A 25,621-nucleotide genomic window follows, 5' to 3' on the forward strand; every position below is an offset into this window, starting at 1 on the left:
CGAACGGCCGCATCTGGTTGGGCATAATCTGAAGGCGTATCTTGCCGACCTCGAAGGGCGGATGCGCAAGGCGGCGGCGGACCTCGAGTTCGAGGAAGCCGGCCGATTGCGCGACGAGATCCGGCGGCTGGAGGAGGACGATTTGGGGATTCCGCAGCAGCAACGGCGCGCGCCGCGGGCAGTGGGGAATTCGAACGAGGGCAAGCCGGGGACGAGGAAGGGTAGGTTCGGGAAGCAGAGCAAGACGAAGTGGGGTGGGGCAAGGCGATAACCGTCGCATCTTGACGATGAAGGACAAGCTGAACTAGTCTAACTGCTCCCACCGTTGTTTTAGCCGTCTCAGAGCAACGACTGTGCCGTCACAGGTTAAGCGCTAGCGGCTAACGCTCCCTGCGACATTGCGAAGAACGCGCATTCGCAACGCGCCCTACGCTTTTTCGCAGAGACTCGAATCATGTCTATTCGTAATTTCAATGATCGGGAAACCGCACTCATTTGGGCTGGTCGGCGTAGCCGCAAGTTGCCTTCGGAAATGCAGGATCGCGCGCTCGTTCGCCTCAAGATGCTTAACCGCGCTAAAACGCTCGACGACTTGCGCAATCCACCGTCGAACCGACATCATGCCCTCGACGGCAACCGGGCCGGACAGCATAGCATTTCCATAAACAAGCAATGGCGTATATGCTTTGTCTGGAAGGACGGAGCAGCCGAACATGTCGAGATCGTCGACTATCACTAATCCCGACTGGCTTCACAACCCGCATGCGGGCGAGATGCTGGCGATGGAATTTATGGAACCGCTGGGCATGTCGGTGGAGGCACTCGCCGATGCTTTGCAGTTTGATCGCGCGCGTCTGCAAGCCGTGATTGACGGGACGACTTCGATGGATGCCGAACTTGACCTTCGCCTCGCGCGCTATTTACGTATGTCGGAGGGCTTTTTTCTCGGACTGCAGGACGATTACGAACTGCTCGAAGCCAAGCGCGCCCTTAACGGCGAACTCGACCGCATCCGTCCTCGCCCTCGCAAAGCCGCCTAGCGCAGCACGCCGTTCCCCCGTTGTCGGCGCGCGTAATAATATAGCGCTGCGGCGATGACGATGATCAGCACTGGCACGATCTTCGCGAAACCTCCTGGCGGGGCGAACGTCGTTGGCGGGTTGGCCATCTGATAGCCGATGCTAACCACTGCGCCGACCAACGATACGGCAAACGCCGTCACTGCCCAGCGGCTGCGGATCAGCAGCAACAGCGAGCCCGCGATCGCGCCCCACACGCCAAGCCCCCAGCCGAGCTGCACCCACAGTGGAAAGCTGTCGATATATGCAAGCACGCCTTGCGGCGCGGTGCCCGGCATCGCTTTCTCAAGATAGGTGAGGTTGCGCGTGCGGGTCATCGTATAGTCGACCCCGCCGAACGCGTTCCACGCCAGCGACACCAGCCCTACTGCCCATAAATGCCACGGCGCTTTGCCTGCCGACGGTGTGATTGCCTCGTCCATGTCCGATCTCCTCCCCAGGATGACCGCGAAACGCCACTGGCAGCGGCGCCCTTCGCCGCCTTTGCGCGCCGCCTGTCAAGCGGCCTCAGTCAAGGACTGGCGCAACTCCGCACCACGGCGCGCGTTCGGGGGACATGATCAAATTCGTTTCGTCGCTGTTCGGATACCCGCTTTTGCTCGTGCTGGCCGCTTGCGGGACGAACGCGCCGGTGCCGAATGGCGCCGCCGCGATGCCCGATAATGTCGTCGGCGATGGGCCCGGCCGCAATTTCGACGTCCCCACCAACATCGCCGCGATCGAACGGGCGCGCAAGGCGGCGATGCCGCTTCCGACCGACGGCATGAACTGGAGCTGGGACGCGGCGCGGCGGGCGGCGAGCTTCGGCCCTTCGGCCAGCGCGGTCGCTTTCGCTATCGAATGCGATGTGGGCAAGCTCGTGTTCCGCCGGCTCGACGCCGCGCCGCAGGGGGGCAAGGGCACGATGAGCTTTACCGGAAACGGCCGCGTCGCCTCGCTGCCCGCCGCGACGGTCGGCGATTCGTCGACCATGTCGAGTGTCTGGCAATCGATCGAGCCGCCCTCGGACCTTACCGCCGCCGTGTCGCGCGTGTTCGCCGGGCCGGGACCGGTCGAGATCCAGCTGGCGGGAACGACCGAATTGGTCACGCCGCCCTCGCCCGTGCCAGTCAAGGCGATTGCCGCCTGCCACAAATGAAAACGGGCGGCCCTGCGCAGGACCGCCCGATCTCGATGTTCGCGCTGGATCAGAAGCCGAAGTTCAGTCCGACCTGGCCCGACGTCTCGTCACCCTGCTTCTTGCCAAACGTCGCCGAGATGCCGGCGTCGATCGACACTGCCTTGACGATTTCGGCATGGAGTCCGCCGCTCGCCCGGGCGTAGGTCTTCTTGCTGGCATCGGCGAAGGCGAAGCGGTTGACGATGGTCGGCGCGGCCTGCAGCGCGTAGGTGACGCCGCGCGCGCCGCGGTTGAATTCATGCTCGGCCAGCACCGACACATAGGGGCGCACCTGCACCCCGCCGCCGGCGAAGTCGCCGCGCAGCTCGATCCCGGCATCGCCGCGCAGCGTTGACAGTCGCTGCCCGCTGACGTTGAGCGCCAGCGCGCTGTCGCCGGTCTCGCTATAGGCGTCGACCTTGGCCCGGGCATAATCGACCCCAACCACCGGCCCGAGCCGGACCGACGCGAACGGGAAGAGATAGCCCGCCTTCGCGCCCGCCAGCCAGTGGCTTCCGCCCGGCCGGGCGGCAAGGTCGTCGATCACCCCGGCGCGCGTAACGCGATGCTTGTCCTTGCCATAGCCGAGGTAGCCCTGGGCAAAGCCGCCAGCGAGACCGATGCCGGCGAAGGCCCCGACCTGATAGCTGTGCGAGCGGACGCTGGCGCTGGCGTTGCCGAACTTGGCGCGCGGACGTGAATAGTTGCCGGCGATGCCGACCGTGCCGCCGCCGAAGGCTGCTTCGAGCCCGAGGGTCCCGCCGACCGACGTCACCTTGAATGCGTCGTTGGTCTGGCTGGCACCGATCTTGCGGCTGACGCTGTCGCCGATCGCGAACAGGCGGACGCCGGTCAGCGTGTCGCCGTCGCGGGGGGAGCCGAGGTCCATGTGGGTCGACAGCGTCCGCCCGAACTGGCGCGCCGTGTCGATGCCGACATCACTCGTCGCCTGGAGGTTGAGCGGCGCCTGCATCTGCCGACGGACATATTTGGCGACGATGATGAACCCGGCCGAGGTCAGGTGCAACTGATCGACGTAGAACAGATAATCGTTCTGCAGCGCCGGCGTGGTCGACACGCAGGTGATCGGGCAGGCGCCCGCGCTGACGAGGCCATAGGCCGACGGGTTGGCGGTGATCCGCGCCCCAATCAGGCTGAGGTCGGTATAGTTCACGATCACGCCCTGGTTGGCATAGCCCGCCAGCGTCGTCTTGATGCCGTTGTTAAAGGCGGTCGAATAGGCGTTGCGGACCGCCTGAGCGGCAGGATCGGAAGCGACCTCGGGGACGGACGCGGTGTTGCCGGCGAGGAAACTAATGTTGCGCGCCCCGGCGGCGACCAGCGCGTTCAGGCCGGTGGTTGCGCTCGTTACCGCGCCTGCTGCCACGGCGGAAGCGCCGACGACGGTTCCGCCAGTCTGCTGGTAGACGCGACCGTCATTGCCAAGCACCGATACCGCCAGCAAGTCGGTGGGACCGAACATCCCGCTGACACGCGGGAAGGCTGCCGGCCCGCCGCCCCCAAGAAAGCTGGCCACTTCAGTGGGGAATCCGAGCACGCCCGGACCGGCAATGGTGTTGTTGTTGGTCGCGAGCGCGCCGCCGATAGCGAAATTGTCGATCGGCGTGCCCAGCAGTTGGCCGAGCGTGTCGATATAGTTGGTTCCACCGGAAAAGCGCCCGGTCGGATAGGCCAAGGGAAAGGGCTGACCGATCAGCTGGAACAGATTGCCGTCGTCGGCATAGCTGTCACCGAACGCGACGATGCGGCCAACGCGCTGCGCCGATGCGGGCGTGGCGGCGGCGAGTGCGGTGGCGGCGAAAAGCGACGCGGCTAAAGTGTGGCGAAACAACATGAAATATCCTCCCGTTCGGCCGTAACCGGCCTGTCGGGGGGCGGATATCGCGCTACTGCCGGCGAAGGGAAGTAGCACGAAAGCAACAGTCAGCGTCTTAATTCGGGTGACGCTACGGCATTCTCGGCCGCCAGCCGCGACATCAGCATCGCCGCCCGCTTGGCCTGACGAAAGATCGAGCCGAGGTCGACGGTTTCCGCTGCCGTATGGTCGCCGGTGCTCGCTGGTCCCAGCCCGGCCAGCCCATCGACGTCGGCGGCGACGAAACTGATGTCGCCCGCACCGCGCTTAAGCGGATCGAGTTCGGCCATCGTCGCCAGGCCCAGGTCGGCATTGACCATGTTGAGCCGCGCCAGCAGCGCGCGGTTGCCGGGCGTCGGGGCCATCGGCGGATAGGCGTCCTCGTCGAAGCTGATGTGGCTGCTCGCGCCGGGCAGCGGAGCCGCGACGATGGTCTTCATCTTGGCCACGGTGCGTGCGAATTGCTCGGCCGTCAGCGCGCGAAGGTCGCCGCGCGCGACGGCGGTTGCCGCGATAATATTGGTCTTGCCGCTTGCGGTAAGCCTGATCTTGCCTCGGTCGAGTACCGCCTCTTGCCCGCCGCCGATCAGCCCGACATTATAGGTGAGCTTGTCGTCGGTCAGCTGGGTACGGAACGCTTCGATCACCCGCGCCAGTTCGTAGATCGCGCCATCACCGGCTTCCGTCGAGAAGACGCCGCTCGAATGGCCCGGTTTCGCGGTGACGCTCACGGTCCAGCCCGCGGCGCCGCGGCGCGAGACCGAGCCCATGTCGAGCAGCTTGCCGTCCGCCGCCGGCTGCTGGACCAGCCCCTCGAAATCGAGGGCGACGTCGGTGACCTTCCCCGCCGCGATCAGGTCGCGTCGGGCCACGTCGAGCGGCGTTCCGCTATCCTCCTCGTCGCCGGTCAGGAACACGGTGATGTCGGCGTTACGCAGCGTGCCGGCCGCCTGCATCGCGCGCAGAGCCGCAACCATCACCGCGTCGCCGCCCTTGTCGTCGCTCGCACCGGGGCCAGTGGCGAAATTGCCCGTGCGGACCCATTTCTGGAAGGGCGAGTCGGGTTCGAATACCGTGTCGAGGTGGCCGATAAGGAGCAATTTCTTCGTCCCCCGGCGGCCCGGATGATGGGCGACGAGATGCCCGGCGCGACCGGTTTGAACCATCGGAAGCCACCTGACGGCGAACCCCAGCGGCTCGAGCTCGGCCCGGATCAGGCGGTGGACCGTCTCGACTCCGGCGAGATTATGCGATCCGCTGTTCACATTGACCCAGCGTTCGAGCATCGCGAGCGTCCGCTCGCGCTCGCCATCGACGGTCGCGATCATGCGGGTTTCGGCGGGTGTGAGGCGCGCGAGTAGCGGGCTTGCGGGACAAAGTGCGACGAGGGCGACGACGGCCCTGAGGAGCGATTTCATCGCGCCAGCCTAAGCAAGCCTCGCCCCGTCCGCAATCGCTTCGGCACAAGAAAACACTTTCCTACAGAGAACCAATATGGTTCTCCACGGCGGAATGGGAGGAACCAGCAATGACGAATGAGTCGCAAACGGCCGGGACGGATGGAGCGGACGCATTGATCGTGGCGCTGATTGATCGCGAAGGAGGCTATGTCGCCCACCCCGCCGATCGCGGCGGGCCGACGTGCTTCGGCATTACCGAGGCGGTGGCACGGGCGCACGGCTATGCGGGCCCGATGGCGCTGCTGCCGCGCGACGAGGCGAGCGCCATCTATCGCCGCATTTACTGGCTCCGACCGCGGCTCGACGCGGTCGCGATGCACAGCGTGCCGATCGCTGCCGAGCTGTTCGACACCGGTGTCAATATGGGGCCCGGGGTCGCGGTGACTTTTCTGCAGAGGGCGCTTACCGCACTCAACCGCAATGGCCGCGACTATCCCGATCTGGTTCTCGACGGGCGCATCGGTCCACAGACGACGGCGGCGCTCGATACGTTCTTGACGCTGCGCCATCCCGGCGGAGAGACGGTCCTGCTGCGCGCGCTCGAAGCGCTGCAGGGCGAACGCTATCTCCGCCTGGCCGAGCGCCGCCCCGCCAATGAGACGTTTCTTTATGGCTGGCTGGCGAACCGGATCGGCTAATCCCGAAGCGGGACGCGATCATCAACTTGACCCCATCAACTTGTTCATCTTCGACCATCAACCTGGGAGACACGACATGGCCTTGTTTGACGCAATCATCGGCCCGATTTCGCAACTGCTCGACCGCATCATTCCCGATCCGCGGGCGCGCGACGACGCCAAGCTGCAACTGCTCAAGCTGCAGGGCGACCAGGAGATGGCCGGCCTGACCGCGCAGATGCAGGCGATCGTCGCCGAGGCGCAGTCGCCCGACCCGTGGACCAGCCGCGCGCGGCCGAGCTTCCTCTACATCATGTACGCGCTGATCCTGTGGGCAATCCCCATGGGCCTGATTGCGGCCGTCCAGCCGGGGATGGCGACCGCCATCGCCAATGGCATGACCGCCTATCTCCGCGGTATCCCCGACGAGCTCTACACACTCTTCGGCACCGGCTACCTCGGCTACACCGCCGCGCGGACCTGGGGAAAGGTCAAGGGCGTCGAGAAATAGACACGCATCCTCGGCACCCCCATGCGCGTTACTCGGCGCATGAACCGCACCGCCGTCCTAGCCCCGCTGCTCGCGCTTGCCGCCTGCTCGCCGCCCGCGCTCCTCACCGGTCTCGATCGGCTGACCCCGGGCGAGGGCGGGACGCGGGTGGCGAGCGGGGTCCCGTTCACTCCGGAGCTCAAGCTCGACGTCTATGCTCCGCCGCACGTGAGGCAGGGCGCGCGCCTGCCGGTCGTGATCTTCTATTATGGCGGCGGCTGGGTAGCGGGATCGCGCGGCGGCTATGGGTTCGCCGGATCGGCCTATGCCGGGCAGGGGTTCGTTACCGTCGTGCCCGACTATCGCCTGGTCCCCGGTGTGCGCTTCCCGACGTTCGTCCAGGACAGCGCGTTGGCGGTCAAGTGGACCCGCGACCATGTCGCCGAGTTCGGCGGCGACCCGAACCGGATCGCCGTCGCGGGTCATTCGGCCGGCGCCTATAATGCCGCGATGATGACGCTCGACCCGCATTATCTGCGCGACGCGGGGGTACCGGCGGGCACGATCAAGGCAGCAGCATTGCTGTCCGGCCCCTATGATTTCTATCCTTTCACCGAGATGCGCGGCCGCGACGCGCTGGGCCAATGGCCGCGCCCCGCCGAAACCCAACCGATCAATTTCGTCACCGCCGCCGCGCCGCCGATGCTGCTCGGCCACGGCACGAATGACGACATCGTCAACGTCCGCAACTCGAAGGCGTTGGCGGCGAAGCTTCAGGCGGCGGGTGTCCCGGTCGAATTGAAACTCTACCAGGGCAAGAGCCACGTCGACCTCGCCAAGTCGCTGTCCCGCCCGTTTCGCAGGACCACCCCCGCGCTCGCCGACAGCGCTTCCTTCCTCCACCGCGTGATGCCGTGAGCGGCAAGTCGGTCGACATGACCCCGGACCGCCTGGAGACATTCACCGATGGCGTCATCGCGATCATCATCACGATCATGGTGCTGGAGTTGCCGCTACCCAAGGGCGAAAGCTTCGCCGCGCTGGTCGCCGAAGCGCCGCAGTTCGGTGCCTATGCGCTCAGCTTCATCAACGTCGGCATCTTCTGGGTCAATCATCACCACATGCTTCAACTGGCAAAGCGGATCGACGGGCGAGTGCTGCTCGCGAACTTGTTCCTGCTATTCTCGCTCAGTCTGGTGCCGTGGGTGATCCGCTGGGCCGGGGAGGCCGGAATGGGTACGCTGCCGGTTGCCGCCTATGGCGTCGTGCTCGTGCTGTCGTCGGTCGGCTATCTGCTGGTCGAGCGGTCGATCATCGCCGCCGAGGGGCAGGGCTCGAAGTTGCACCGCGCGGTCGGCAGCGGGCGCAAGGAGATTATCTCCTTTCTGCTTTACCTCGTCGCGGTACCGCTGGCGTTCGTCTGGGTGTGGGCTTCGATCGCCCTGTACATACTCGTCGCACTGGTGTGGATCGTCCCCGACCGCCGGGTGGAGAAGGAAGCAGAGCCGGATTGAAGCTTGCGTCGGCCGGTTGCGCATCCCACTTCATGGCGAGACGAGCGGGAGCTTAAATTTGGAACAGTGGCACGGCACGACCATCCTCGGCGTGCGCAAGGACGGCAGGACGGTGATCGCCGGCGACGGCCAGGTGAGCATGGGCAATACGGTGATGAAGCCCAACGCCAAGAAGGTCCGTAGACTCGGCCTCGACGGTGCGGTGATCGGCGGGTTCGCCGGGGCAACGGCGGATGCGTTCACTCTGTTCGAACGGCTGGAGAAGAAGCTGGAAGCGGCTAATGGCAAGCTGCTGCGCGCCGCGGTCGAGCTGGCCAAGGACTGGCGGACCGACAAATATCTCCGCAATCTGGAGGCGATGATGATCGTCGCCGACGCCGAGACGATGTTGATCCTGACCGGCAACGGCGACGTGCTGGAGCCCGAGGGCGGGGCCAAGGAAGAGGGGGGCGTGAGCATCGCCGCGATCGGATCGGGCGGCAATTACGCGCTGGCCGCAGCCAAGGCGCTGGCCGATTACGAACCTGATCCGGAGAAACTCGCCCGCCGCGCCATGGCCATCGCCGCCGAAGTATGCGTGTTCACCAATGACCGGCTGACGATCGAAACGGTGTGATGTCGGCACTTCTGCGGTTGGCGGGCAAAAAGGAAAAGAAAAATCATGCGCTATTCCAGACTCGGGTCGAGTGGCCTGATCGTGTCGCGGCTATCGTTCGGCACGATGACCTTATCCAGCGGTGATCCAATGTTCGGGATCGCCAAGACCCAGGGCTCCGATGTCGACGCGATCGTCGGCCAGGCGCTCGATGGCGGGATCAATTTCTTCGACACGGCCGACATTTACGCCAACGGCCAATCGGAGGAAGTGCTCGGCAAGGCGCTTGCTCAGGTTCGCGACCAGGTCGTGATCGCGACCAAGGTCGCCGGCCGCGTTGGGTCTCCGCTCGTGCAGGCCGGGCTGAGCAAACGGCACATCACCTGGGCAATCGAGCAGAGCCTGCGCCGGCTCGGCACCGATTGGGTCGACCTTTACATTGCGCACAACGAGGACCCGCACACGCCGCTCGAAGAGACGCTCGAAGCGCTCGATGCGGTCGTGCGTTCCGGCAAGGCGCGATATCTCGGTTTTTCGAACTGGGCGGCGTGGAAAGTCGCTGCGGCGCTCGAATTGCAAAAGGCCAACGGGTGGGCGCCATTCACTCATGGGCAGATGTATTATTCGCTGCTCGGTCGCGACATCGAACGCGATCTGGTTCCGCTGACCGACCGCTATGGCATCGGGATCACCGTGTGGAGCCCGTTGGCAAGCGGTTTCCTCTCGGGCAAATATTCCCGGGGGGCGGCGGCCGACGCTGATAACCGACTTTCGGCGATCGACTTCATTCCGTTCGACAAGGAGAAAGCTTTCCACGTGGTCGACGGACTGCGCTCGATCGCCGACGATGTCGGCGCGACCGTCCCCCAGGTCGCCCTTGCATGGCTGCTGGCCAAGCGGGCAGTGAGCAGCGTCGTGATCGGCGCATCGAAGCCGAGCCAGTTGGCCGACAATCTCGGGGCGATCGACGTGTCGCTCGACTCCGCGACGATGAATCGGCTCGACGCGCTGACAACGCCCACCGAACTCTACCCGCACTGGCATTGGCGCCAGTTCGGCGATGCCGCCGCGCGCGATGCGCTCGCCTGACCCAGATCAATGACCGGAAGATGATGAACGACCAACTTACCCCCAAAGCCATCGTCGCCGCGCTCGACGAGCATATCGTCGGTCAGCACGACGCCAAGCGCGCGGTTGCGGTCGCGCTACGCAATCGCTGGCGGAGGCAGCGGCTGTCGCCCGAACTGCGCGAGGAGGTGACGCCCAAGAACATCCTGATGATCGGGCCGACCGGGTGCGGCAAGACCGAGATTGCGCGGCGGCTGGCCAAGCTCGCCGACGCGCCGTTCGTCAAGGTCGAGGCGACCAAGTTCACCGAGGTCGGCTATGTCGGCCGCGACGTCGAGCAGATCGCCCGTGATCTGGTCGAGGAAGCGGTGCGGCTGGAGCGCGAGCGGCGGCGCGACGCGGTCAAGGCCGGGGCCGAGGCGGCGGCGATGGAGCGACTGCTCGACGCGCTGACCGGCAAGGGCTCGTCCGAAGCGACCCGCGCGGCCTTCCGCCAGCGCTTCGCCGAAGGGAGTTTGGCGTCGAGCGAGGTCGAGATCGAAGTCAACGAAGCGGCGCAGATGCCGTTCGACGTGCCCGGCATGGGCGGCCAGGTGATCAACCTGAGCGAAATGATGAGCAAGGCGATGGGCAAGACCCCGGCCAAGCGGCGCAAGCTCAAGGTACCCGAGGCCTTCGCCCGGCTGCTGGAGGAGGAGGCCGACAAGCGCGTCGATCCGGATGACTTGAACCGCGCCGCGCTGGCCGATGCCGAGGCCAACGGCATCGTCTTCCTCGACGAGATCGACAAGATTGCGGTGTCCGATGTGCGCGGCGGTTCGGTCAGCCGCGAGGGCGTCCAGCGCGACCTGCTGCCGCTGATCGAGGGCACGACGGTCGCGACCAAATATGGGCCGATCAAGACCGACCATATATTGTTCATCGCATCGGGCGCGTTCCATGTCGCCAAGCCGTCGGACTTGCTGCCCGAATTGCAGGGGCGGTTGCCGATTCGGGTCGAGCTCAAGGCGCTGACCGAGCAGGATTTCGTCCGCATCCTGTCGGCGACTCGCGCCAGCCTGACCGAGCAATATGCCGCGCTGCTGGCCACGGAGGGCGTGACGATTACCTTCGCTGACGACGGTATCGCCGCAGTCGCGCGGATCGCGGCGGAAGTGAACGGCAGCCTCGAGAATATCGGCGCGCGCAGGTTGCAGACGGTGATGGAGAAATTGCTCGAGGAGATCAGCTTCGAGGCGGAGGATCGGTCAGGGACGGCGCTGACGATCGACGGCACGTTTGTTGACGGGCAGTTAGCGAGCGTGGCGCGGGATACGGATTTAAGCCGCTACGTACTTTAGTTGGCGTGCCGATAGCGCCACTCGATTCCCTGCGGGAACGGGCTCCACAGACTGGCCTTGATCCCGGCGAGGCGGAGCATGTCGCTTGCCCAGGTGTTGCAGGTGTTGATCGCGCTGGCCCTTCCGACACCATCGTAAAAGGCGTCGTTCGGGCCGTATCCGGGGTGGTCGATGCGGCGCGGGTAGCCATCGGCGCCGAGGACGAAGCCGGCGCGGATCGAGGCCCATAGGCGGCGATATTCTTCGGGGCGGAGGCGGATGGCGCGGGCGTGCCAGGCGGGGTCGCTGACCCATTCGACGTGCATCACCCGCTCGCCGCCCGCCGCTGCCGCCCAGATCGTCGACAGGCGGATGTCGCGCCAGCGCGGAGTGTCGAGATAGACTTTGCGCTCGCCCATGCCGAACGCCAGCCAGCGCGCGGCAGGATCGGGCCGGGCGAAGTCGCGGGCCGGGAAGAGGGGCCGCCAGTCGAGGCCCTGCGCCTGCGCCGGCAGGATGAGGTCGATGTGGATGCCGTTGGAGATCAGATAGATGGTCTCGCCGGTCACTGGTTCGACCCAGGTGCGATTGACCGTAATCAGCGAGCCCACCAGCGCGGCGAGGAGGTAGGCGAGGGGGACGGCGGCAAGTAAATATGCCAGCCGCCCGCCCCAGTTCGATTTGCGTTTGCGGCGGGACCGTCGAGCCATGATGAAGATATGGCAGGGATGGAGTCGGCTGGCGACACTCTTGCCACCCTCCGCTTCGCTCCGGGATCTTTTGCCGGCGATCATCCCCCGGATGATCGCTCTTTCGTCAAAAGATGGTCGGGGCGACAGGATTCGAACCTGCGACCCCCACACCCCCAGTGTGATGCGCTACCAGGCTGCGCTACGCCCCGACCGGACCCGCCCGCAGGCGGGAAGCGGGCGCTCTAGTCGTGCCTCGCCGCCAAGGCAAGGTGGCGCGGCTTGCCTGTCCGCATCCGCCCGTGTTAGTCGCGCGCCGTCCCTCTCAGATAGCCTTGGCAGCGGCCCCGCCCATGGCCGCGCCCGGCAACGAAAGTATCCCAGCCCATGAGCATCGCCGCCACTCTCGCCACGTCGCAGGCGGTCGCCGCCGCACCCGCCGCCACCGGATCAGGCAGTGACCTCTTCCTGCAGATGGCGCCGCTGCTGCTGGTCTTCCTGATTTTCTACGTGCTGATGATCCGGCCGCAGCAGACGCGGATGAAGAAGCACCAGGCAACGATTGCGGCCGTCAAGAAGGGCGACGAAGTAATCACCGGCGGCGGCCTGCGCGGCCGCGTGACCAAGGTCAACGACGACGAGGTTGAGGTCGAGCTGGCGCCCAACATGAAGGTCCGCGCGGTCAAGTCGACGCTCAGCCAGGTCGTAGTTCGCGACAGCAAGCCGGCCAACGACTGATGCTCGATTTCCCGCGCTGGAAGATTGCCGGCATCAGCCTGATCATCCTGATCGGGATCATCTTTGCCATCCCCAGCCTGTTCCCCAAGGACCAGGTGGCGAAGTGGCCAAAATATGCGCCGCGCACGCAGATCAGCCTCGGGCTCGACCTGGCGGGTGGCTCGCATCTGCTGATGGAGGCCGATGCCGTCGACGCCGCTCGCCAGCGCGTCACCGCGATGGAGGATAATGTCGCGACCGAACTGCAGCGCGGCGACACGGTGATCGACGTCAGCGACATTTCGACTGCGGGCGGCGTGCTGTCGTTCATGGTCCGCAATCCGGCGCAGGTCGATGCGTCAGTGGAGCGGATGCGGACGCTGACCCGGCCGGTCGGGCTGACCGGTTCGCGCGACTGGGACGTCAGCGTGCGCGACCAGTCGACCGTCGTGCTCACCCCGACCAGCGACGGCCAGGCGCGCGCGCTGAAGGACGCCATGTCGGTTGCGCGCGATGTCGTGCGGCGGCGAATCGATCCACAGGGGACCAAGGAAGTCACCGTCGTCACCCAGGGCGAGAACCGCATCCTGGTGCAGGTGCCCGGCGTCGAGAATCCCGAAGCGCTGAAGGCGCTGATCGGCCAGACCGCGCGGCTGGAATTCAAGCTCGTCGACCAGAACGCCAACCCCGAGGAAGTGCGCCAGGGCCGCGCCCCGCCGGGCAGCCAGGTGTTGCCGATGGCCGACGGCAGCGGCGCGATCGCGGTCAAGCGGCGGGTGATGGTGTCGGGCGATCAGCTGACCAATGCCAAGCCCAGCTATGACCAGAACGGCCGACCGGACATCACCATCTCGTTCAACTCGACCGGGGCCAAGCGCTTCGGCCGGGCGACGCAGGAGAATGTCGGCAAACCGTTCGCGATCATCCTCGACAACAAGGTGCTGTCGGCACCGAACATCAACGAGCCGATCCTGGGCGGCACCGCGTCGATCAGCGGCAGCTTCACCACCGAAAGCGCCAATGCACTGGCGATCAGCCTGGCGTCGGGCAAGCTGCCGGTGAAGCTCAATGTGATCGAGGAACGGACGGTCGGCCCCGACCTGGGCAAGGATTCGATCCGCAAAGGGGTGATTGCGGCGGTCGTCGCGACGGCGGCGGTTGTCCTGTTCATGCTGGTTACCTATGGCCGGTTCGGTGTTTATGCGACGTTTGCGCTGGTCGTGAATGCGTTCATGATTCTGGGGGTCATGGCCTTGTTCAACGCGACGTTGACCCTGCCCGGGATCGCCGGGTTCGTGCTGACGATTGGTGCGGCGGTGGATGCCAACGTGCTCATCAACGAACGCATCCGCGAGGAACAGAAGCGCGGGCGCAAGGTGCGCGACGCGATCGAGACCGGCTACCGGGAAGCGATGACCGCGATCTTCGATGCCAACATCACCAACGTCATCGCCGCGACGATCATGTGGTATTTTGGCTCCGGCCCGATCCGCGGTTTCGCGGTGGTGCTGATGATCGGCATCGTCACCTCGGTGTTCACCTCGGTCAATTTCACGCGGATGCTGACCGCGCTGTGGGTCCGGCGCGCGCGCCCGCGTACTCTCAATCTTTAAGGAGCGACGACATCATGCGCCTGCTCAAGCTGGTTCCCGACAACACCAACCTCGACTTCATGCGCTGGCGTAACGTGGCGCTGGTGATCAGCCTGATCGTGACGATCAGCTCGATCGCCTTCACCGCCTATCGCGGGCTCAACCTGGGCGTCGATTTCGTCGGCGGCCAGATGATCCGCACGACCTTCAGCCAGGCGGTCGAGGTCGAGCAGTTGCGCACCCGCGTCGACGCGTTGCAACTGGGCGAAGCGAGCATCCAGGAATTCGGCGGCCCCAAGAGCTATCAGATTCGCCTGCCCAAGCCGGCCGGGGGCGAGGCGGCGGCCAATATTGCTGCCGACCGGGTGCGCGCGATGCTGACCGCCAGCTATCCCGGCGCGCGCATCGACGCGGTCGAGACGGTGTCGGGCAAGGTGTCGGGCGAGCTGGCCACCGACGGGGCGATGGCGCTCGGCCTGGCGATGCTCGGGATCGCGATCTACATCTGGTTCCGCTTCGAATGGCAGTTTGGCGTCGGCGCGCTGGTCACGCTGTTTCACGACGTGGCGATGATCCTGGGCTTTTTCGCCTTCACCCGGCGGCAGGTCGATCTGAACGTCGTCGCGGCGTTGCTGACGATCGTCGGCTATTCGCTCAACGACACGGTCGTCATTTATGACCGCATTCGCGAGAATCTGCGCAAGTACCGGCGGATGGCGATGATCCCGATGATCAACCTGTCATTGAACGAGACGCTGTCGCGGACGATGGTGACGTCGCTGTCGGTGCTGATCGCGCTGGCAGTGCTGCTGCTGCTCGGGCCGGAAGTCATCCTGAATCTGACGATCGCGATCTTTCTCGGCATCTTCATCGGCACCTATTCGTCGATCTATATCTCGTCGCCGATCCTGATCTGGCTGGGCCTGAAGCCCGACAGCTTCCTCCGCACCGATGCCGAAGGGGCTGGCGAGGTACAGCCTGCTTAAGCTTATGAGCAGGCTCTAATTCATCCGCCATCAACGTTGAGCGAGCGAAGCGGGGGGCGCGTGCCGCTTGTCGCGGCTTGGCCTCGCCCGATGCCGCCGCTAAGGAGCCTTATGGTCAATATTCCCCGTCCGGCGCTGCTGCTCGTCGCCGCCGCCCTCACCCTCCCCGCCGCCGGTTGTGCCCGCAACAAGGTCAAGGGCGACACCGCCTATGTCGCGCGCGACGTCAATACGCTCTACGCGCTGGCCAAGAAGAGCGCCGACCGCGGCGAATTTGCCGAGGCAGCCAAGCTGTTCGACGAGGTCGAGCGCCAGCATCCCTATTCGGTGTGGGCCCGCCGCGCCCAGCTGATGAGCGCGTTCAGCTATTACATGGCGCAGCAATATACCGACTCGATCAGCTCGGCCCAGCGGTTCGTCTCGATCCACCCGGGCAACCAGGACGCGCCCTACGCGAACTACCTGATCGCGATGAGCTATTATCAGCAGATCGCCGATGTCACCCGCGACCAGAAGATCACGCAGCAGGCGTCCGACGCGTTCAACGAGCTGATGCGCCGCTATCCCGGCAGCCGCTATGCGACCGACGCGCGGTTGAAGATCGACCTGATCAACGACCATCTTGCCGGCAAGGAGATGGAGGTCGGGCGCTTCTATCAACGGTCGGGCAACTGGCTTGCCGCCTCGACCCGCTTCCGTGCGGTGACCGACAAGTATCAGACCACCAGCCACGCGCCCGAAGCGCTGGAGCGGCTGGTCGAATGCTATCTGGCATTGGGCGTGCCCGAGGAGGCGACCAAGGCCGCTGCGGTGCTTGGCCGCAATTATAACGGCACGCCGTGGTACAAGCATAGCTATGAGCTGATCCGGCGCTACCGCCCGAAGAGCTGATTGACGGCGGGGGCCTGACAATGCTCGGCCAACTCGCCATCCGCGACGTCGTGTTGATCGACCGGCTCGAACTCGAGTTCGAGCCGGGCCTTGGCGTGCTGACCGGCGAGACTGGCGCGGGCAAGTCGATCCTGCTCGATTCGCTCGGGCTGGCGCTGGGCGCGCGGGCCGAGAGCGGGCTGGTGCGGAGCGGACAGGAGAGCGCGAGCGTGTCGGCCGAGTTGATGCTTCCGCCCGGGCATCCGGCGCTGGCGCTGCTGGCGGAACAGGGCATCGAAAGCGAGCCGGGCGAACCGCTGCTGCTGCGCCGGACGCTGCGCGCCGATGGCGGCAGCCGGGCGTTCATTGGGGGGACGAGCGTGCCGGCGGCGACGTTGCGTGAGGTCGGCGCGCTGCTGGTCGAGATTCACGGCCAGCATGACGATCGCGGGTTGCTCAACGCGCGCGGGCATCGCGCGCTGCTCGACAATTTCGGACGAATTTCGACTGGGCTGGTCGCGGCGGCGTGGGGCGAGGTAAGCGAGATACAGCGGCGGCTGGTCGAGACGCGGCAGGGGATCGCCGACGCCGACCGCGACCGTGATTATCTGAGTTTTGCGGTTGAGGAGATCGCCAAGCTGGCGCCGCAGCCGGGCGAGGAGACCGAGCTGTCGGAGCAGCGGGCGGCGATGCAGGCGGGCGCGCGGGCGGGCGAGTCGCTGACCGGTATCGACGAGCTGCTGGCTGGATCGGACGGCGCGCTGGCCCGGTTGCGCGGGGCGGCGCGCAAGATCGAGCGGGGGGCGGCCGATCACCCGCTGCTGGCCGAAGCACTGGCGGCGCTCGACCGGGCGGTGATCGAGGCGTGCGAGGCGGAGGACCGGATCGGGCGTGCGGCGGAGGCGATGGCATTCGACCCGGCCCGGCTGGATGCAGTCGAGGCGCGCCTGTTCGACATTCGCGCACTGGCTCGCAAGCACCGGGTCGAGGCGGACGCGCTGGCTGCGCTGGGCGAGGAGATGCGTGGACGGCTGGCGGCAATCGCGGCGGGCGAAGGGGAATTGCGCACGTTGGAAGAGGCGCTGGCGACGGCCCGGGCGACGTTCGACGCAGCTTGTGCGGCGCTCCATGACGAGCGGGTCGCCGCTGCCACTTGGCTCGACGGGGCGGTGGCGGGGGAACTGGCCCCGCTCAAGCTGGACGCGGCGCGATTCCGGACCGACATTACCGCCGCCGAGCCCGGACCCATGGGTGCCGACCGGGTCGAATTCACCGTCTCGACCAACTCCGGGGCACCGTTCGGGCCGCTCATCCGCATTGCCTCGGGCGGCGAACTGTCGCGCTTCATCCTGGCGCTCAAGGTCGCGCTGGCCGAGGCGGGCGGGGCCGGGACGATGATCTTCGACGAGGTCGATCGCGGCGTCGGCGGCGCGGTGGCGAGCGCGATCGGCGAGCGGCTGGCGCGGCTGGCGATCGGTTCGCAGCTACTGGTCGTGACCCACTCGCCGCAGGTAGCGGCGCGCGCCGCGCATCACTATCGGATCGAAAAGGCGACCGGTCGCGACGGTACCCGCACGACCGTGCGCAAGCTGTCGGCGGACGAGCGCCGCGAGGAAATCGCGCGGATGCTCTCGGGCGCCGCGATCACCGAAGAAGCCCGCGCTCAGGCGGCGCGATTATTGGAGGCGGCATGACCCAAGACGTGACGATCATATTCGACGGCGAGGAGCTCGCCAGCCCATGGTATCCGGTCGCAGTGAGAGCACCGGCGGTGCTGATCCTGCCAACCGTGATGGGCGTGACCGACCTCGAGCGTGGTTTCGCCGCCAAGCTCAACGCGCTCGGTTACGCCGCGATGGTCGGCGATCCGTTTGGGGCTACGACGCGGGGCGCGCCGAGGGAGGCGATGTTCGGTCATCTTCATCGGTTGATCGGGGATCGCCCTGCGCTGCTTCCCCGGCTCCAAGCCCTGTTCGGCTCGATGCTGGCCCAGCCGGGGGTCGACCCGGGTAAGGTCGCGGTAATCGGCTATTGCTTCGGCGGACTGTGCACCCTCGACCTTGCTCGCTCAGGCGCCGAATTCGCCGCTGCGGCGAGTTTCCACGGCCTGTTCGACCCGCCCGGATTGCCGCCGCTCAAGATCAAACCACGCGTCGCCGCCTATCATGGCTGGGACGACCCGATGGTCCCGCCCGAGGCGGTCGTCGCGCTGGCCAGGGAGCTGACTGAGGCGGAGTGCGACTGGCAAATCCATGCCTATGGTCATGTCGGCCACGGCTTTACCAATCCCAATGCAGCGGGCGATATCGGCCTGCCTGGCGTCGCCTACAACGAGCTTGCGGCGCAGCGTAGCTGGGGGTCGCTGCTGCAGCTGCTGGGCGAAGTCTTCGGGTGACGGAGGCTGAGGCTGCCAATCGGCTGATGCGACTGGCGAAGGACATCGCCAGACACAACCGGCTGTATCACGACCAGGACGCGCCGACGATTTCCGACGCGGAATATGACGCGCTCGTGCGCGACAATGCAGCGCTCGAGGCCGAATTCCCGCAGCTGGTGCGGGCGGATTCACCATCGCGAGCGGTGGGATCGGCGGCGACGTCGAGTCTTGCCAAGGTGGCGCATGCGCGACCGATGCTCAGCTTGGAGAATGCGTTTGCGGACGACGAGGTAGGCGAATTCTTGGCCCGGGTGCGGCGGTTTCTGAGTCTGGCGCCCGACGCCGAAGTGGCACTGACCGCCGAACCGAAGATTGACGGGCTGAGCTGCTCGCTGCGCTATGAGGATGGTGTGCTGGTGTTGGCGGCGACTCGTGGGGACGGCGCGGTGGGGGAGGACGTTACCGCCAATGCGCGGACGATTTCCGACATCCCGCAGGTGCTGGCGGGAGCGCCCGGCATCCTCGAAGTCCGGGGCGAAGTTTATATGGCCAAGGCCGATTTCACCGCGCTCAACGAGCGGCAGGAGGCGGCGGGCGGCAAAATCTTCGCCAACCCGCGCAACGCCGCCGCCGGGTCGCTGCGGCAGAAGGACCCGAGTATCACGGCAGCCAGGCCGTTGCGCTTCCTCGCTCATGGTTGGGGGGAGGTCAGCGAACCGCTGGGCGCGACCCAGAGCGAGGCAATGGCGCGGCTGGCGGCGCTCGGATTCCCGGTCAGCGACCTGCTGGTGCGGGTCGCGATGCTCGACGGTACGCTGGCTCATAATACGAAGATCGAACATGCCCGCGCCGACCTGCCGTTCGATATCGACGGCGTCGTCTACAAGGTCGACCGGCTCGACTGGCAGGAGCGGCTCGGCCAGGTGGCGCGCGCGCCGCGGTGGGGGCTGGCGCATAAATTTCCGGCCGAGCGGGCCGAAACGACGCTCATCGCGATCGATTTCCAGGTCGGGCGGACCGGCAAGCTGACCCCGGTCGGGCGACTGACCCCGGTCGGTGTCGGCGGCGTGATCGTGCAGAATGTCACGCTCCACAACCGCGACGAGATTGCCCGGCTGGGCCTACGGGTCGGCGACCGCGTCCGCATTCAGCGGGCTGGCGACGTCATTCCGCAAGTGGTCGAGAATCTTTCGCGAGAAGAAGTTCGCGCGCCCTATGCCTTCCCCGACCATTGCCCCGAATGCCAGTCCGAAGCGGTCGCCGAGGAGGGCGAGGTCGACGTGCGCTGCACCGGCGGGCTGATCTGCCCGGCGCAGCGGATTGAGCGGCTGAAACATTTCGTTTCGCGCGGGGCGATGGATATCGACGGGCTCGGCGAGAAGAGCATCGTCGAGTTCGTCGAACTGGGCTGGCTCCATTCGCCCGCCGACATCTTCCGGCTGAAGCGCCATCGCGACGACCTCGTCGGGCGCGAAGGGTGGAAGGAGAAATCGGTCGACAATCTGCTGGCGGCGATCGAGATGCGCGTGGGGTTCGACCCGGCGCGGTTCCTGTTCGGACTCGGCATCCGCCATGTCGGTGCGGTGACGGCGAAGGATCTGATGCGGGCGTTCGGGACGGTCGAGGCGCTGCAGGCGGCGGCAACCGGCGAGGGCGCGCAGGTCGAACTGTCGGCGGTCGAAGGCGTGGGGCCGGTGGTGGCAGAAGCACTCACCGATTTCTTCCACGAACCCCACAACCGCGATGCACTGGCCGATTTGCTCGGTGTGGCCGGGCCCGCCGCCTTCGTCTCGACCGCGCGCGTCACCGAATGGACCGGCAAGACCATCGTCTTCACCGGCACGCTGGAAACGATGAGCCGCGACGAAGCCAAGGCGCAAGCCGAGCGGCTTGGCGCGCGGGTGGCGGGTTCGGTCAGCGCGAAGACCGATCTGATCGTGGCGGGGCCGGGGGCGGGGTCCAAGCTGAAGAAGGCGGCGGAGTTGGGTCTGCGCGTCGCGAGCGAAGCCGAATGGGCCGCGATCGTAGCGGGAGCCTAGTCTGGGCGCGCTCCATCTCCCCGCGCGATCCACTGCCGCCCGACCAGCATCAGCGCGGCCATGATGACCGGGCCGATGAACAGGCCGACCAGACCCAGCTCCGCCAGCCCGCCGAACGCGCCGATCATCGCCAGCAGGAACGGAAGCTCGACCGCGCTGCCGATGACCGACGGCTGGACGACATTGTCGCCGACCGTCATCACCGTCGCGCCGAATGCGAACAGCAGAGCGCCGGCGAGCACATGGCCGCCGCCGATGATGATCAGGCTGGCCAGCCCGAACGCCGCCCACGCCCCGAACGGGACAAGCGCAAGGAGCATGGTGAAGGTGGTGAACAGCAGCGGCTGGGGCACGCCGGCGACGACATAGCCGACGCCGATGATCGCGCCCTCGCTGAACGAAACCAGCGCGGTGCCGTTGACCGTGCCGCGCACTGCCGCGATCATCCGCTCGAGGAAATCCTCGCCCATTTCGCCGAACATCTCGGTGGCGAGGCGGCGGGCGCGGTGGCCGATCATCGCGCCGCGCGAGAGGAGGGAAACGAGGGCAATCAAGGTGATCAGGAACAGGCCGAGCTCGCGCGCGATCTCGGTGCCGACCGACTTGGTCCAGCCGAAGATGCTGCCGGCGCTGAGTGAGCCGATGAGGGTATTGGCGGCCTCGGGCGTGCCGAGATGCTGTTGCCAGTAGGATTGGAGTCGGAGGCCGACGAGTGGGATGCCGGCGACCCACGGCGGCGCGGGAACGCCAGTCGCCTGCGCCTGCTTGAGCCAATCGAGCGCCGCCTGGCTTTCCTGCGCCAGCGAGACGCCGGCCAGCGAGAGGGGGACGAGGATGATCAGCGCGGTAGCGAAGGCGAAGAGGCTCGCCAGCAGGGTCGGACGATCGGCCCAGCGGGCGAGCGCGCGGCGATAGAGCGGCCACTCGGCCATCGCCAAGACCGCCGCCCAGGCGAGTGGGGCGAGGAACTCCCACGCGATCCACGCGGCGAGCAGCAGGACGATGCCGACGAGAATCAGCTGGCGCGTGCGGACGGCACCGTGCCGCTGATTGAAGACGATCACGCGCGCGCCTCCAAGGTGAGGACGCACCATTCGCCATCGCCGCGTTCAATCACGGTCATTCCCTCCGCTTCATAGGCGGTGATGACCGCATCTGCCTGCGTGTCGAGCAGGCCCGCGAGGACAAGGCTCGCGCCGGGCGAAACGGCGCGGGCGAAATCTGGGGCGAGGTCGATCAACGGTCCAGCCAAAATGTTGGCGATCAGCAGATCGAACGGCGCGCGGGTGGCCAGCATCGGGTGGTCCATGCCGTCGGCGACGGCGAGGAGCAGCTCGCCGGGGGCGTGGCCGATCGGGATGGCGTTGATGCGGGCATTGTCGTTGGTGACATCGATACTGATTGGGTCGATGTCGGTCGCGATGCCACGCGCGTCGGGCCATAGGGCGAGGGCAGCAAACGCCAGCAGGCCGGTACCGGTGCCGATGTCGGCGATGGTGGTGAAGCGCTTGCCGCTGGCCTGGAGGCGATCGAGCGCCCCGAGGCAGCCGACGGTGGTCGCATGCTGGCCGGTCCCGAACGCGAGACCCGCGTCGATCTCGAAGTTGATCGCCCCGGAATCTTTGGCGCGGTCGGGGGCGTGGCTCGGCGTGTGGACGAAGAAGCGGCCGGCGCGGATCGGCTCCAGTCCGGCCTGGCTGATCGTCACCCAGTCGTCCTCGCCGAGATGGTCGACCTTCGGCTCGCTCCCGGCAGCGAGGCGGCGGAGCAGGATCAGTTCCTGGGTCGTCGGCTGATCGGAAAAATAGGCGTGGATGCGCCAGTCGTCGGGGGCGTGGGGGTCGGGCTCGTCGGCAACGATCACCGGCGGCGAGTCGCTGAACGGGAACAGGTCGTCGCTCTCCGGCAGCGCCTCGGCCTCGGCGCGGGTGCAGTGGAGCGTGACGCGCCAGCTCACCTGACGAAGCTCGCCCCATTGACGTCGATCACCGCGCCGGTCGCGCTGGGCGGGGCGTCGGTGGCGAGCCAGCGGATGGTCTCGGCGATCTCGGCAGGGTCGGCAACGCGGCCGAGGGGGATGTCGGCGAGCAACTGCTTACCGCCGCGCGAGGAGAGATATTCCTCCGCCATGCCGGTCATGACGAAGCCGGGGCAGACGGCGAAGGCGAGGATATGCTCGATCGCATAGCCGCGGGCGATGCTCTTGGTCATGCCGACCATGCCGGCTTTCGATGCGGCATATTGCCAGTGCTGGGGCGAGTCGCCGCGATAGGCGGCGCGGCTGGCAACGTTGACGATGCGCCCCCCTCCCGCTCGCTCGCGGAAGTGGCCGATGGCGAGGCGGCAGAGGTCGGCACTGGCCTGCAGGTTGATCCCAAGCGTCCGGCCCCACACCGCGTGCCACTCGTCGTCGGTGGCATTGTCAGCGACGCCTTCGAACACGCCCGCATTGTTGACGAGCACGTCGATCGTGCCGAGTTCGGCGAGCGCCGTCTGCCACAGCGCGCGCGGCGCGGCTGGGTCGGTAAAGTCGGCGGCGATGAGCTCGTCGCTACCAGCCGTCGACTGGCCGACGACATGGTGGCCGGCATTACGGAGATGGACCAGCGTCGCCGCGCCGATCCCGCGGCTCGCGCCGGTGAGGAGGATGTTCATCTGCCCTGCCTAGCCGCCGAAGCGACCGGGCGGAAGTTCAGGCGGCAAACTTCGCCACAAACTCGCTGGTGGTGGAGCGGAAGTCGGCGATGTCCTCGGCAAAGCGGCCGAAGCCCTGCTCGACCTGGTCGATGTCGCGCGCGACATTCTCCGTATCCGATCGGATCGCGGCGATCGTCGAACTCATCGAATCGGCAGCCAGTGCGGTTTCGTCGACGGCGGCGGTGATCATCGTCACGGTGTGCGCCTGCAACTCCATCGCCTGGCGAATGCGGTCGGCCGATACCTGCACCTCGCCGACGGTGCTCTGGATCGAATCGTTCGCCTCCACGGTCTGGCGAGTGGCTTGCTGGATCGCGGCGATCTTGGTGGTGATGTCGTCGGTGGCGCGGGCGGTCTGGCTGGCAAGGCTCTTCACTTCCTGGGCGACGACCGCGAAACCGCGTCCGGCATCGCCGGCACGCGCTGCCTCGATCGTCGCGTTGAGGGCGAGGAGGTTGGTTTGACCGGCGATGTCGCGGATCAGGCCTAGAATCGATTCGATCGCCTCGACGTGGGACGACAGCGCCTGCGAAACCTTTACCGCCTGCTCGGCCTGGCTGCCCGCGCGCGTCGCGACGCCGGCGGCGACCTCGACCTCGTTGCGGGCATCCTCGATCGCGCGGATCAGGCCGGCGGCGGTCTGCGCGGCCTCGCGCATCGCGGTGGCGGACTGTTCGGCGGCGGCGGCGACTTCACTGGTCTTGCCGAGCATGCCGCGCGCCGAGGTGCTGGTCTCGGTCGCCTGACGGCGCAGCTGATCGCTCTCGGTCGTGCAGCGCTGGACGACGCCGAGCACCTTCTGGTTGAATTCGTTCGCTCGACGGGCCTGTTGCACCCCGCCTTCGATGCGAATCTTCTCGAGGCTGTAATGAACGAAGATATCGGTCTCGAGCATCGACAGGTCGCTGAGCGTCTTTTCCAGCCGGGCCATTTGCTCGGGTTCTCGGGTCATTGAAAAAAGGACGAGGCGCACCGCTTCGGTCTTGCCGGCGATGCCGCACAACAGGGTCGACAGCGTGATGTCGGCGTCAAGCGCCTGGTCGACATAGGCCTTGGCCTGTTCGACCCATCGCTGCTGGTCCGTACGCAGGTACTGATCGCGGACGTAAGGCAAGGTTTGCTCGGTCAGCTCTTCAACCTCGGCATCGCCAATCGGCTGCTTGATCTCCACGGTGGAGCGATAGCGCAGCCAGAAGGCACGGGCGATGTCCAATTCGCTGGCGCTGATCAGGCCCCATACTTCGGCCGCGCGGGTGGGAAGATCGCCTGGTGCGCCGAACTCCCGTATGCCGCGCGCCAGGTCATAATGTCGAAGTTCGCCACTGCGCATCATGTTCATCCCATGTCTCTCATCAACTCGTCGCGGGTGTGGCGGGGGAATGGTTAAGGGCGAGTTAGTCTCTACGAATCTTGCATCGCGCCGCCCTCCTGCCTAAGCGGACGCGGCAATCCCAAACGCCAGGATCGATCTCATGTCCCGCAATCCGTCACGCCCCTTGTCGCCCCATCTGACCATTTGGCGCTGGGCCCCCAACATGCTGGTCTCGATCCTGCACCGGGTAACGGGCGGAGCGCTGACCTTTGCGGGGCTCGGGCTGCTTAGCTGGTGGCTGGTGGCGATCGCCGGCGGGCCGGAGGGTTATGCGATCTTCACCACCGTCGCGATGAGTCCGGTCGGCCTGCTCGTGCTGGTCGGCCTCAGCTGGGCCTTCTTTCAGCACACATTCTCCGGCCTGCGCCACCTCGTGATGGATATCGGCGCGGGCTATGAACTTGGGACCAATCGAATAATGTCGATCGCGACGATCGTTGCCTCGCTGGTGGCGACTGCCCTGCTGTGGGTCACGCTGCTAGGGGTCGGACGATGAGCCAGGGCAAGAGTGCCACGCCGCTCGGCAAGGTGCGCGGCCTGGGCGCAGCGCGGTCGGGTGCCGGGCATTGGCTCGACGAGCGAGTGACCAGCGTCGCGCTGGTGCTGCTGTCGATCTGGTTTCTCGCCTCGCTGCTGTGGCTGCCAAGCTTCGATCAGAAGACGTTGGCCGAATGGCTGCACGGGGCGAGCGGGGCAGTGCCGATGGCGCTGTTCGTGATCGTGTCGTTCGTCCACGCGGTTGAGGGGACGAAGTCGTGGATCGACGATTATGTTCATGACGATGGCAACCGCGTCGGCGCCCATATCGTACTTACCTTTGCCGCCATCGGCGGAGCGTCCTTCGCCCTGTTCGGGTTGGCGAGAATCGCGTTTGGAGCGCATGCATGAGTGACGCCTACAAGATCATCGATCATGTCTATGACGTGGTGGTCGTCGGGGCCGGCGGTGCGGGCCTGCGCGCGACCATGGGTTCGGCCGAGGCGGGGCTCAGGACCGCCTGCATCACCAAGGTGTTTCCGACGCGCAGCCATACGGTTGCTGCACAAGGCGGGATCGCCGCGTCGCTCGGTAATATGGGGCCGGACCACTGGACCTGGCACATGTA

At 66.2% G+C, this 25,621-nt stretch carries 29 protein-coding genes and 1 tRNA gene; 21 read left to right on the plus strand and 9 right to left on the minus strand.

The window, feature by feature from the left end:
• The 3 genes from RMN84_RS01530 to RMN84_RS01540 all read left to right on the plus strand — a co-directional run.
• A partial coding sequence (locus tag RMN84_RS01530) for a UvrB/UvrC motif-containing protein (RefSeq protein ID WP_309610446.1) occupies window positions 1–271 on the plus strand: 271 nt, incomplete at its 5' end.
• Window positions 272–454: 183 nt separating this feature from the next.
• Window positions 455–739 (plus strand): type II toxin-antitoxin system RelE/ParE family toxin, encoded by a 285-nt coding sequence (locus tag RMN84_RS01535; RefSeq protein ID WP_309610447.1) that lies wholly within the window; start codon window positions 455–457, stop codon window positions 737–739.
• The gene (locus RMN84_RS01540) at window positions 714–1,040 is read left to right on the plus strand and encodes a HigA family addiction module antitoxin (protein WP_309610448.1); all 327 of its coding nucleotides are present in this window, start codon (window positions 714–716) and stop codon (window positions 1,038–1,040) included. Before RMN84_RS01535 ends, RMN84_RS01540 begins: the two co-directional genes overlap by 26 nt.
• Here the strand turns inward: RMN84_RS01540 and RMN84_RS01545 are convergent.
• Window positions 1,037–1,501, minus strand: a complete 465-nt coding sequence (locus RMN84_RS01545) for a hypothetical protein (RefSeq protein WP_309610449.1) — start codon at window positions 1,499–1,501, stop codon at window positions 1,037–1,039. The two genes, RMN84_RS01540 and RMN84_RS01545, sit on opposite strands and share 4 nt — an antisense overlap.
• Before the next feature lie 134 nt (window positions 1,502–1,635).
• Here RMN84_RS01545 and RMN84_RS01550 point away from each other — a divergent pair, with 134 nt between their 5' ends.
• Window positions 1,636–2,217, plus strand: a complete 582-nt coding sequence (locus RMN84_RS01550; RefSeq protein WP_309610450.1) for a hypothetical protein — start codon at window positions 1,636–1,638, stop codon at window positions 2,215–2,217.
• A gap of 49 nt (window positions 2,218–2,266) precedes the next feature.
• Here RMN84_RS01550 and RMN84_RS01555 read toward each other — a convergent pair whose 3' ends face one another.
• Complete coding sequence (locus RMN84_RS01555; RefSeq protein WP_309610451.1) at window positions 2,267–4,093, minus strand: autotransporter domain-containing protein; 1,827 nt, start codon at window positions 4,091–4,093, stop codon at window positions 2,267–2,269.
• A gap of 89 nt (window positions 4,094–4,182) precedes the next feature.
• Window positions 4,183–5,532, minus strand: coding sequence for a M20/M25/M40 family metallo-hydrolase (locus RMN84_RS01560; protein WP_309610452.1), 1,350 nt, complete (start codon window positions 5,530–5,532; stop codon window positions 4,183–4,185).
• A 110-nt stretch (window positions 5,533–5,642) separates the two neighbouring features.
• Between RMN84_RS01560 and RMN84_RS01565 the strand changes: the two genes are divergently transcribed.
• From RMN84_RS01565 to hslU, 7 genes are all read left to right on the plus strand, one after another.
• The gene (locus RMN84_RS01565) at window positions 5,643–6,212 is read left to right on the plus strand and encodes a glycosyl hydrolase 108 family protein (RefSeq protein WP_309610453.1); all 570 of its coding nucleotides are present in this window, start codon (window positions 5,643–5,645) and stop codon (window positions 6,210–6,212) included.
• 76 nt (window positions 6,213–6,288) lie between these two features.
• Entirely contained in the window at window positions 6,289–6,702 is a 414-nt protein-coding gene (locus RMN84_RS01570) for a holin family protein (RefSeq protein ID WP_309610454.1), read from the plus strand.
• Window positions 6,703–6,741: 39 nt separating this feature from the next.
• Window positions 6,742–7,599 (plus strand): alpha/beta hydrolase, encoded by an 858-nt coding sequence (locus RMN84_RS01575; protein ID WP_309610455.1) that lies wholly within the window; start codon window positions 6,742–6,744, stop codon window positions 7,597–7,599.
• A 17-nt stretch (window positions 7,600–7,616) separates the two neighbouring features.
• Window positions 7,617–8,195, plus strand: coding sequence for a TMEM175 family protein (locus RMN84_RS01580; RefSeq protein ID WP_309610456.1), 579 nt, complete (start codon window positions 7,617–7,619; stop codon window positions 8,193–8,195).
• 58 nt (window positions 8,196–8,253) lie between these two features.
• Complete coding sequence (gene hslV, locus RMN84_RS01585) at window positions 8,254–8,811, plus strand: ATP-dependent protease subunit HslV (protein WP_309610457.1); 558 nt, start codon at window positions 8,254–8,256, stop codon at window positions 8,809–8,811.
• Window positions 8,812–8,856: 45 nt separating this feature from the next.
• Window positions 8,857–9,879 (plus strand): aldo/keto reductase, encoded by a 1,023-nt coding sequence (locus RMN84_RS01590; protein ID WP_309610458.1) that lies wholly within the window; start codon window positions 8,857–8,859, stop codon window positions 9,877–9,879.
• Window positions 9,880–9,902: 23 nt separating this feature from the next.
• On the plus strand, window positions 9,903–11,198 hold the full coding sequence (gene hslU / locus RMN84_RS01595; RefSeq protein ID WP_309610459.1) for an ATP-dependent protease ATPase subunit HslU: 1,296 nt from the start codon (window positions 9,903–9,905) through the stop codon (window positions 11,196–11,198).
• Here hslU and RMN84_RS01600 read toward each other — a convergent pair.
• A complete protein-coding gene (locus RMN84_RS01600) occupies window positions 11,195–11,887 on the minus strand; it encodes a TIGR02117 family protein (RefSeq protein WP_309610460.1) in 693 nt (230 codons plus the stop codon). The two genes, hslU and RMN84_RS01600, sit on opposite strands and share 4 nt — an antisense overlap.
• 114 nt (window positions 11,888–12,001) lie before the next feature.
• Window positions 12,002–12,078, minus strand: a tRNA-Pro gene (locus tag RMN84_RS01605).
• A gap of 175 nt (window positions 12,079–12,253) precedes the next feature.
• On the opposite strand from RMN84_RS01605, the gene yajC reads away from it, so the two are divergent.
• From yajC to ligA, 7 genes are all read left to right on the plus strand, one after another.
• The gene (yajC, locus tag RMN84_RS01610; RefSeq protein ID WP_405051415.1) at window positions 12,254–12,604 is read left to right on the plus strand and encodes a preprotein translocase subunit YajC; all 351 of its coding nucleotides are present in this window, start codon (window positions 12,254–12,256) and stop codon (window positions 12,602–12,604) included.
• Entirely contained in the window at window positions 12,604–14,196 is a 1,593-nt protein-coding gene (gene secD / locus RMN84_RS01615; RefSeq protein ID WP_309610461.1) for a protein translocase subunit SecD, read from the plus strand. Before yajC ends, secD begins: the two co-directional genes overlap by 1 nt.
• Before the next feature lie 14 nt (window positions 14,197–14,210).
• On the plus strand, window positions 14,211–15,161 hold the full coding sequence (gene secF / locus RMN84_RS01620; protein ID WP_309610462.1) for a protein translocase subunit SecF: 951 nt from the start codon (window positions 14,211–14,213) through the stop codon (window positions 15,159–15,161).
• Window positions 15,162–15,272: 111 nt separating this feature from the next.
• Window positions 15,273–16,052: an outer membrane protein assembly factor BamD gene (locus RMN84_RS01625; RefSeq protein ID WP_309610463.1), complete on the plus strand. Its 780-nt coding sequence runs from the start codon at window positions 15,273–15,275 to the stop codon at window positions 16,050–16,052.
• Window positions 16,053–16,072: 20 nt separating this feature from the next.
• A complete protein-coding gene (recN, locus tag RMN84_RS01630) occupies window positions 16,073–17,725 on the plus strand; it encodes a DNA repair protein RecN (protein WP_309610464.1) in 1,653 nt (550 codons plus the stop codon).
• The gene (locus tag RMN84_RS01635) at window positions 17,722–18,426 is read left to right on the plus strand and encodes a dienelactone hydrolase family protein (RefSeq protein ID WP_309610465.1); all 705 of its coding nucleotides are present in this window, start codon (window positions 17,722–17,724) and stop codon (window positions 18,424–18,426) included. The genes recN and RMN84_RS01635 overlap by 4 nt, the downstream gene beginning before the upstream one ends.
• Before the next feature lie 26 nt (window positions 18,427–18,452).
• On the plus strand, window positions 18,453–20,447 hold the full coding sequence (gene ligA, locus RMN84_RS01640; RefSeq protein ID WP_405051416.1) for an NAD-dependent DNA ligase LigA: 1,995 nt from the start codon (window positions 18,453–18,455) through the stop codon (window positions 20,445–20,447).
• On the opposite strand, the gene RMN84_RS01645 is transcribed toward ligA, so the two are convergent.
• Genes RMN84_RS01645 through RMN84_RS01660 form a run of 4 tightly spaced genes read right to left on the minus strand, consistent with a single transcriptional unit; the run spans window position 20,444 to window position 24,483 of the window.
• Complete coding sequence (locus RMN84_RS01645) at window positions 20,444–21,511, minus strand: AI-2E family transporter (protein WP_309610467.1); 1,068 nt, start codon at window positions 21,509–21,511, stop codon at window positions 20,444–20,446. The genes ligA and RMN84_RS01645 overlap by 4 nt on opposite strands.
• Window positions 21,508–22,404, minus strand: coding sequence for a 50S ribosomal protein L11 methyltransferase (locus tag RMN84_RS01650; protein ID WP_309610468.1), 897 nt, complete (start codon window positions 22,402–22,404; stop codon window positions 21,508–21,510). The genes RMN84_RS01645 and RMN84_RS01650 overlap by 4 nt, the downstream gene beginning before the upstream one ends.
• The gene (locus RMN84_RS01655; protein ID WP_309610469.1) at window positions 22,401–23,102 is read right to left on the minus strand and encodes an SDR family oxidoreductase; all 702 of its coding nucleotides are present in this window, start codon (window positions 23,100–23,102) and stop codon (window positions 22,401–22,403) included. The genes RMN84_RS01650 and RMN84_RS01655 overlap by 4 nt, the downstream gene beginning before the upstream one ends.
• Window positions 23,103–23,139: 37 nt before the next feature.
• On the minus strand, window positions 23,140–24,483 hold the full coding sequence (locus tag RMN84_RS01660) for a methyl-accepting chemotaxis protein (protein ID WP_309610471.1): 1,344 nt from the start codon (window positions 24,481–24,483) through the stop codon (window positions 23,140–23,142).
• Window positions 24,484–24,616: 133 nt separating this feature from the next.
• Here RMN84_RS01660 and sdhC point away from each other — a divergent pair, with 133 nt between their 5' ends.
• The 3 genes from sdhC to RMN84_RS01675 form a co-directional block, all read left to right on the plus strand.
• Window positions 24,617–25,012, plus strand: coding sequence for a succinate dehydrogenase, cytochrome b556 subunit (gene sdhC / locus RMN84_RS01665; RefSeq protein WP_309610472.1), 396 nt, complete (start codon window positions 24,617–24,619; stop codon window positions 25,010–25,012).
• Window positions 25,009–25,404 carry a succinate dehydrogenase, hydrophobic membrane anchor protein gene (gene sdhD, locus RMN84_RS01670; RefSeq protein ID WP_309610473.1) on the plus strand — a complete coding sequence of 132 codons (396 nt, stop codon included), beginning with the start codon at window positions 25,009–25,011 and terminating at the stop codon, window positions 25,402–25,404. Before sdhC ends, sdhD begins: the two co-directional genes overlap by 4 nt.
• Window positions 25,401–25,621: FAD-binding protein (locus tag RMN84_RS01675; RefSeq protein ID WP_309610474.1), on the plus strand; the 221-nt coding region annotated here is incomplete at its 3' end. The genes sdhD and RMN84_RS01675, both read left to right, overlap by 4 nt.

This window comes from Sphingomonas sp., from assembly GCF_031380695.1.
Lineage (GTDB): Bacteria > Pseudomonadota > Alphaproteobacteria > Sphingomonadales > Sphingomonadaceae > Sphingomicrobium.

Excerpts from the sequence above, each read along its gene's own strand:
- RMN84_RS01535 (WP_309610447.1), top strand. The coding sequence starts at position 455 with ATGTCTATTCGTAATTTCAATGATCGGGAAACCGCACTCATTTGGGCT.
- RMN84_RS01540 (WP_309610448.1), top strand. The coding sequence starts at position 714 with ATGTCGAGATCGTCGACTATCACTAATCCCGACTGGCTTCACAACCCG.
- RMN84_RS01545 (WP_309610449.1), bottom strand. The coding sequence starts at position 1,501 with ATGGACGAGGCAATCACACCGTCGGCAGGCAAAGCGCCGTGGCATTTA.
- RMN84_RS01550 (WP_309610450.1), top strand. The coding sequence starts at position 1,636 with ATGATCAAATTCGTTTCGTCGCTGTTCGGATACCCGCTTTTGCTCGTG.
- RMN84_RS01555 (WP_309610451.1), bottom strand. The coding sequence starts at position 4,093 with ATGTTGTTTCGCCACACTTTAGCCGCGTCGCTTTTCGCCGCCACCGCA.
- RMN84_RS01560 (WP_309610452.1), bottom strand. The coding sequence starts at position 5,532 with ATGAAATCGCTCCTCAGGGCCGTCGTCGCCCTCGTCGCACTTTGTCCC.
- RMN84_RS01565 (WP_309610453.1), top strand. The coding sequence starts at position 5,643 with ATGACGAATGAGTCGCAAACGGCCGGGACGGATGGAGCGGACGCATTG.
- RMN84_RS01570 (WP_309610454.1), top strand. The coding sequence starts at position 6,289 with ATGGCCTTGTTTGACGCAATCATCGGCCCGATTTCGCAACTGCTCGAC.
- RMN84_RS01575 (WP_309610455.1), top strand. The coding sequence starts at position 6,742 with ATGAACCGCACCGCCGTCCTAGCCCCGCTGCTCGCGCTTGCCGCCTGC.
- RMN84_RS01580 (WP_309610456.1), top strand. The coding sequence starts at position 7,617 with ATGACCCCGGACCGCCTGGAGACATTCACCGATGGCGTCATCGCGATC.
- RMN84_RS01590 (WP_309610458.1), top strand. The coding sequence starts at position 8,857 with ATGCGCTATTCCAGACTCGGGTCGAGTGGCCTGATCGTGTCGCGGCTA.
- hslU (WP_309610459.1), top strand. The coding sequence starts at position 9,903 with ATGAACGACCAACTTACCCCCAAAGCCATCGTCGCCGCGCTCGACGAG.
- RMN84_RS01600 (WP_309610460.1), bottom strand. The coding sequence starts at position 11,887 with ATGGCTCGACGGTCCCGCCGCAAACGCAAATCGAACTGGGGCGGGCGG.
- yajC (WP_405051415.1), top strand. The coding sequence starts at position 12,254 with ATGAGCATCGCCGCCACTCTCGCCACGTCGCAGGCGGTCGCCGCCGCA.
- secD (WP_309610461.1), top strand. The coding sequence starts at position 12,604 with ATGCTCGATTTCCCGCGCTGGAAGATTGCCGGCATCAGCCTGATCATC.
- secF (WP_309610462.1), top strand. The coding sequence starts at position 14,211 with ATGCGCCTGCTCAAGCTGGTTCCCGACAACACCAACCTCGACTTCATG.
- RMN84_RS01625 (WP_309610463.1), top strand. The coding sequence starts at position 15,273 with ATGGTCAATATTCCCCGTCCGGCGCTGCTGCTCGTCGCCGCCGCCCTC.
- recN (WP_309610464.1), top strand. The coding sequence starts at position 16,073 with ATGCTCGGCCAACTCGCCATCCGCGACGTCGTGTTGATCGACCGGCTC.
- RMN84_RS01635 (WP_309610465.1), top strand. The coding sequence starts at position 17,722 with ATGACCCAAGACGTGACGATCATATTCGACGGCGAGGAGCTCGCCAGC.
- ligA (WP_405051416.1), top strand. The coding sequence starts at position 18,453 with ATGCGACTGGCGAAGGACATCGCCAGACACAACCGGCTGTATCACGAC.
- RMN84_RS01655 (WP_309610469.1), bottom strand. The coding sequence starts at position 23,102 with ATGAACATCCTCCTCACCGGCGCGAGCCGCGGGATCGGCGCGGCGACG.
- RMN84_RS01660 (WP_309610471.1), bottom strand. The coding sequence starts at position 24,483 with ATGAACATGATGCGCAGTGGCGAACTTCGACATTATGACCTGGCGCGC.
- sdhC (WP_309610472.1), top strand. The coding sequence starts at position 24,617 with ATGTCCCGCAATCCGTCACGCCCCTTGTCGCCCCATCTGACCATTTGG.
- sdhD (WP_309610473.1), top strand. The coding sequence starts at position 25,009 with ATGAGCCAGGGCAAGAGTGCCACGCCGCTCGGCAAGGTGCGCGGCCTG.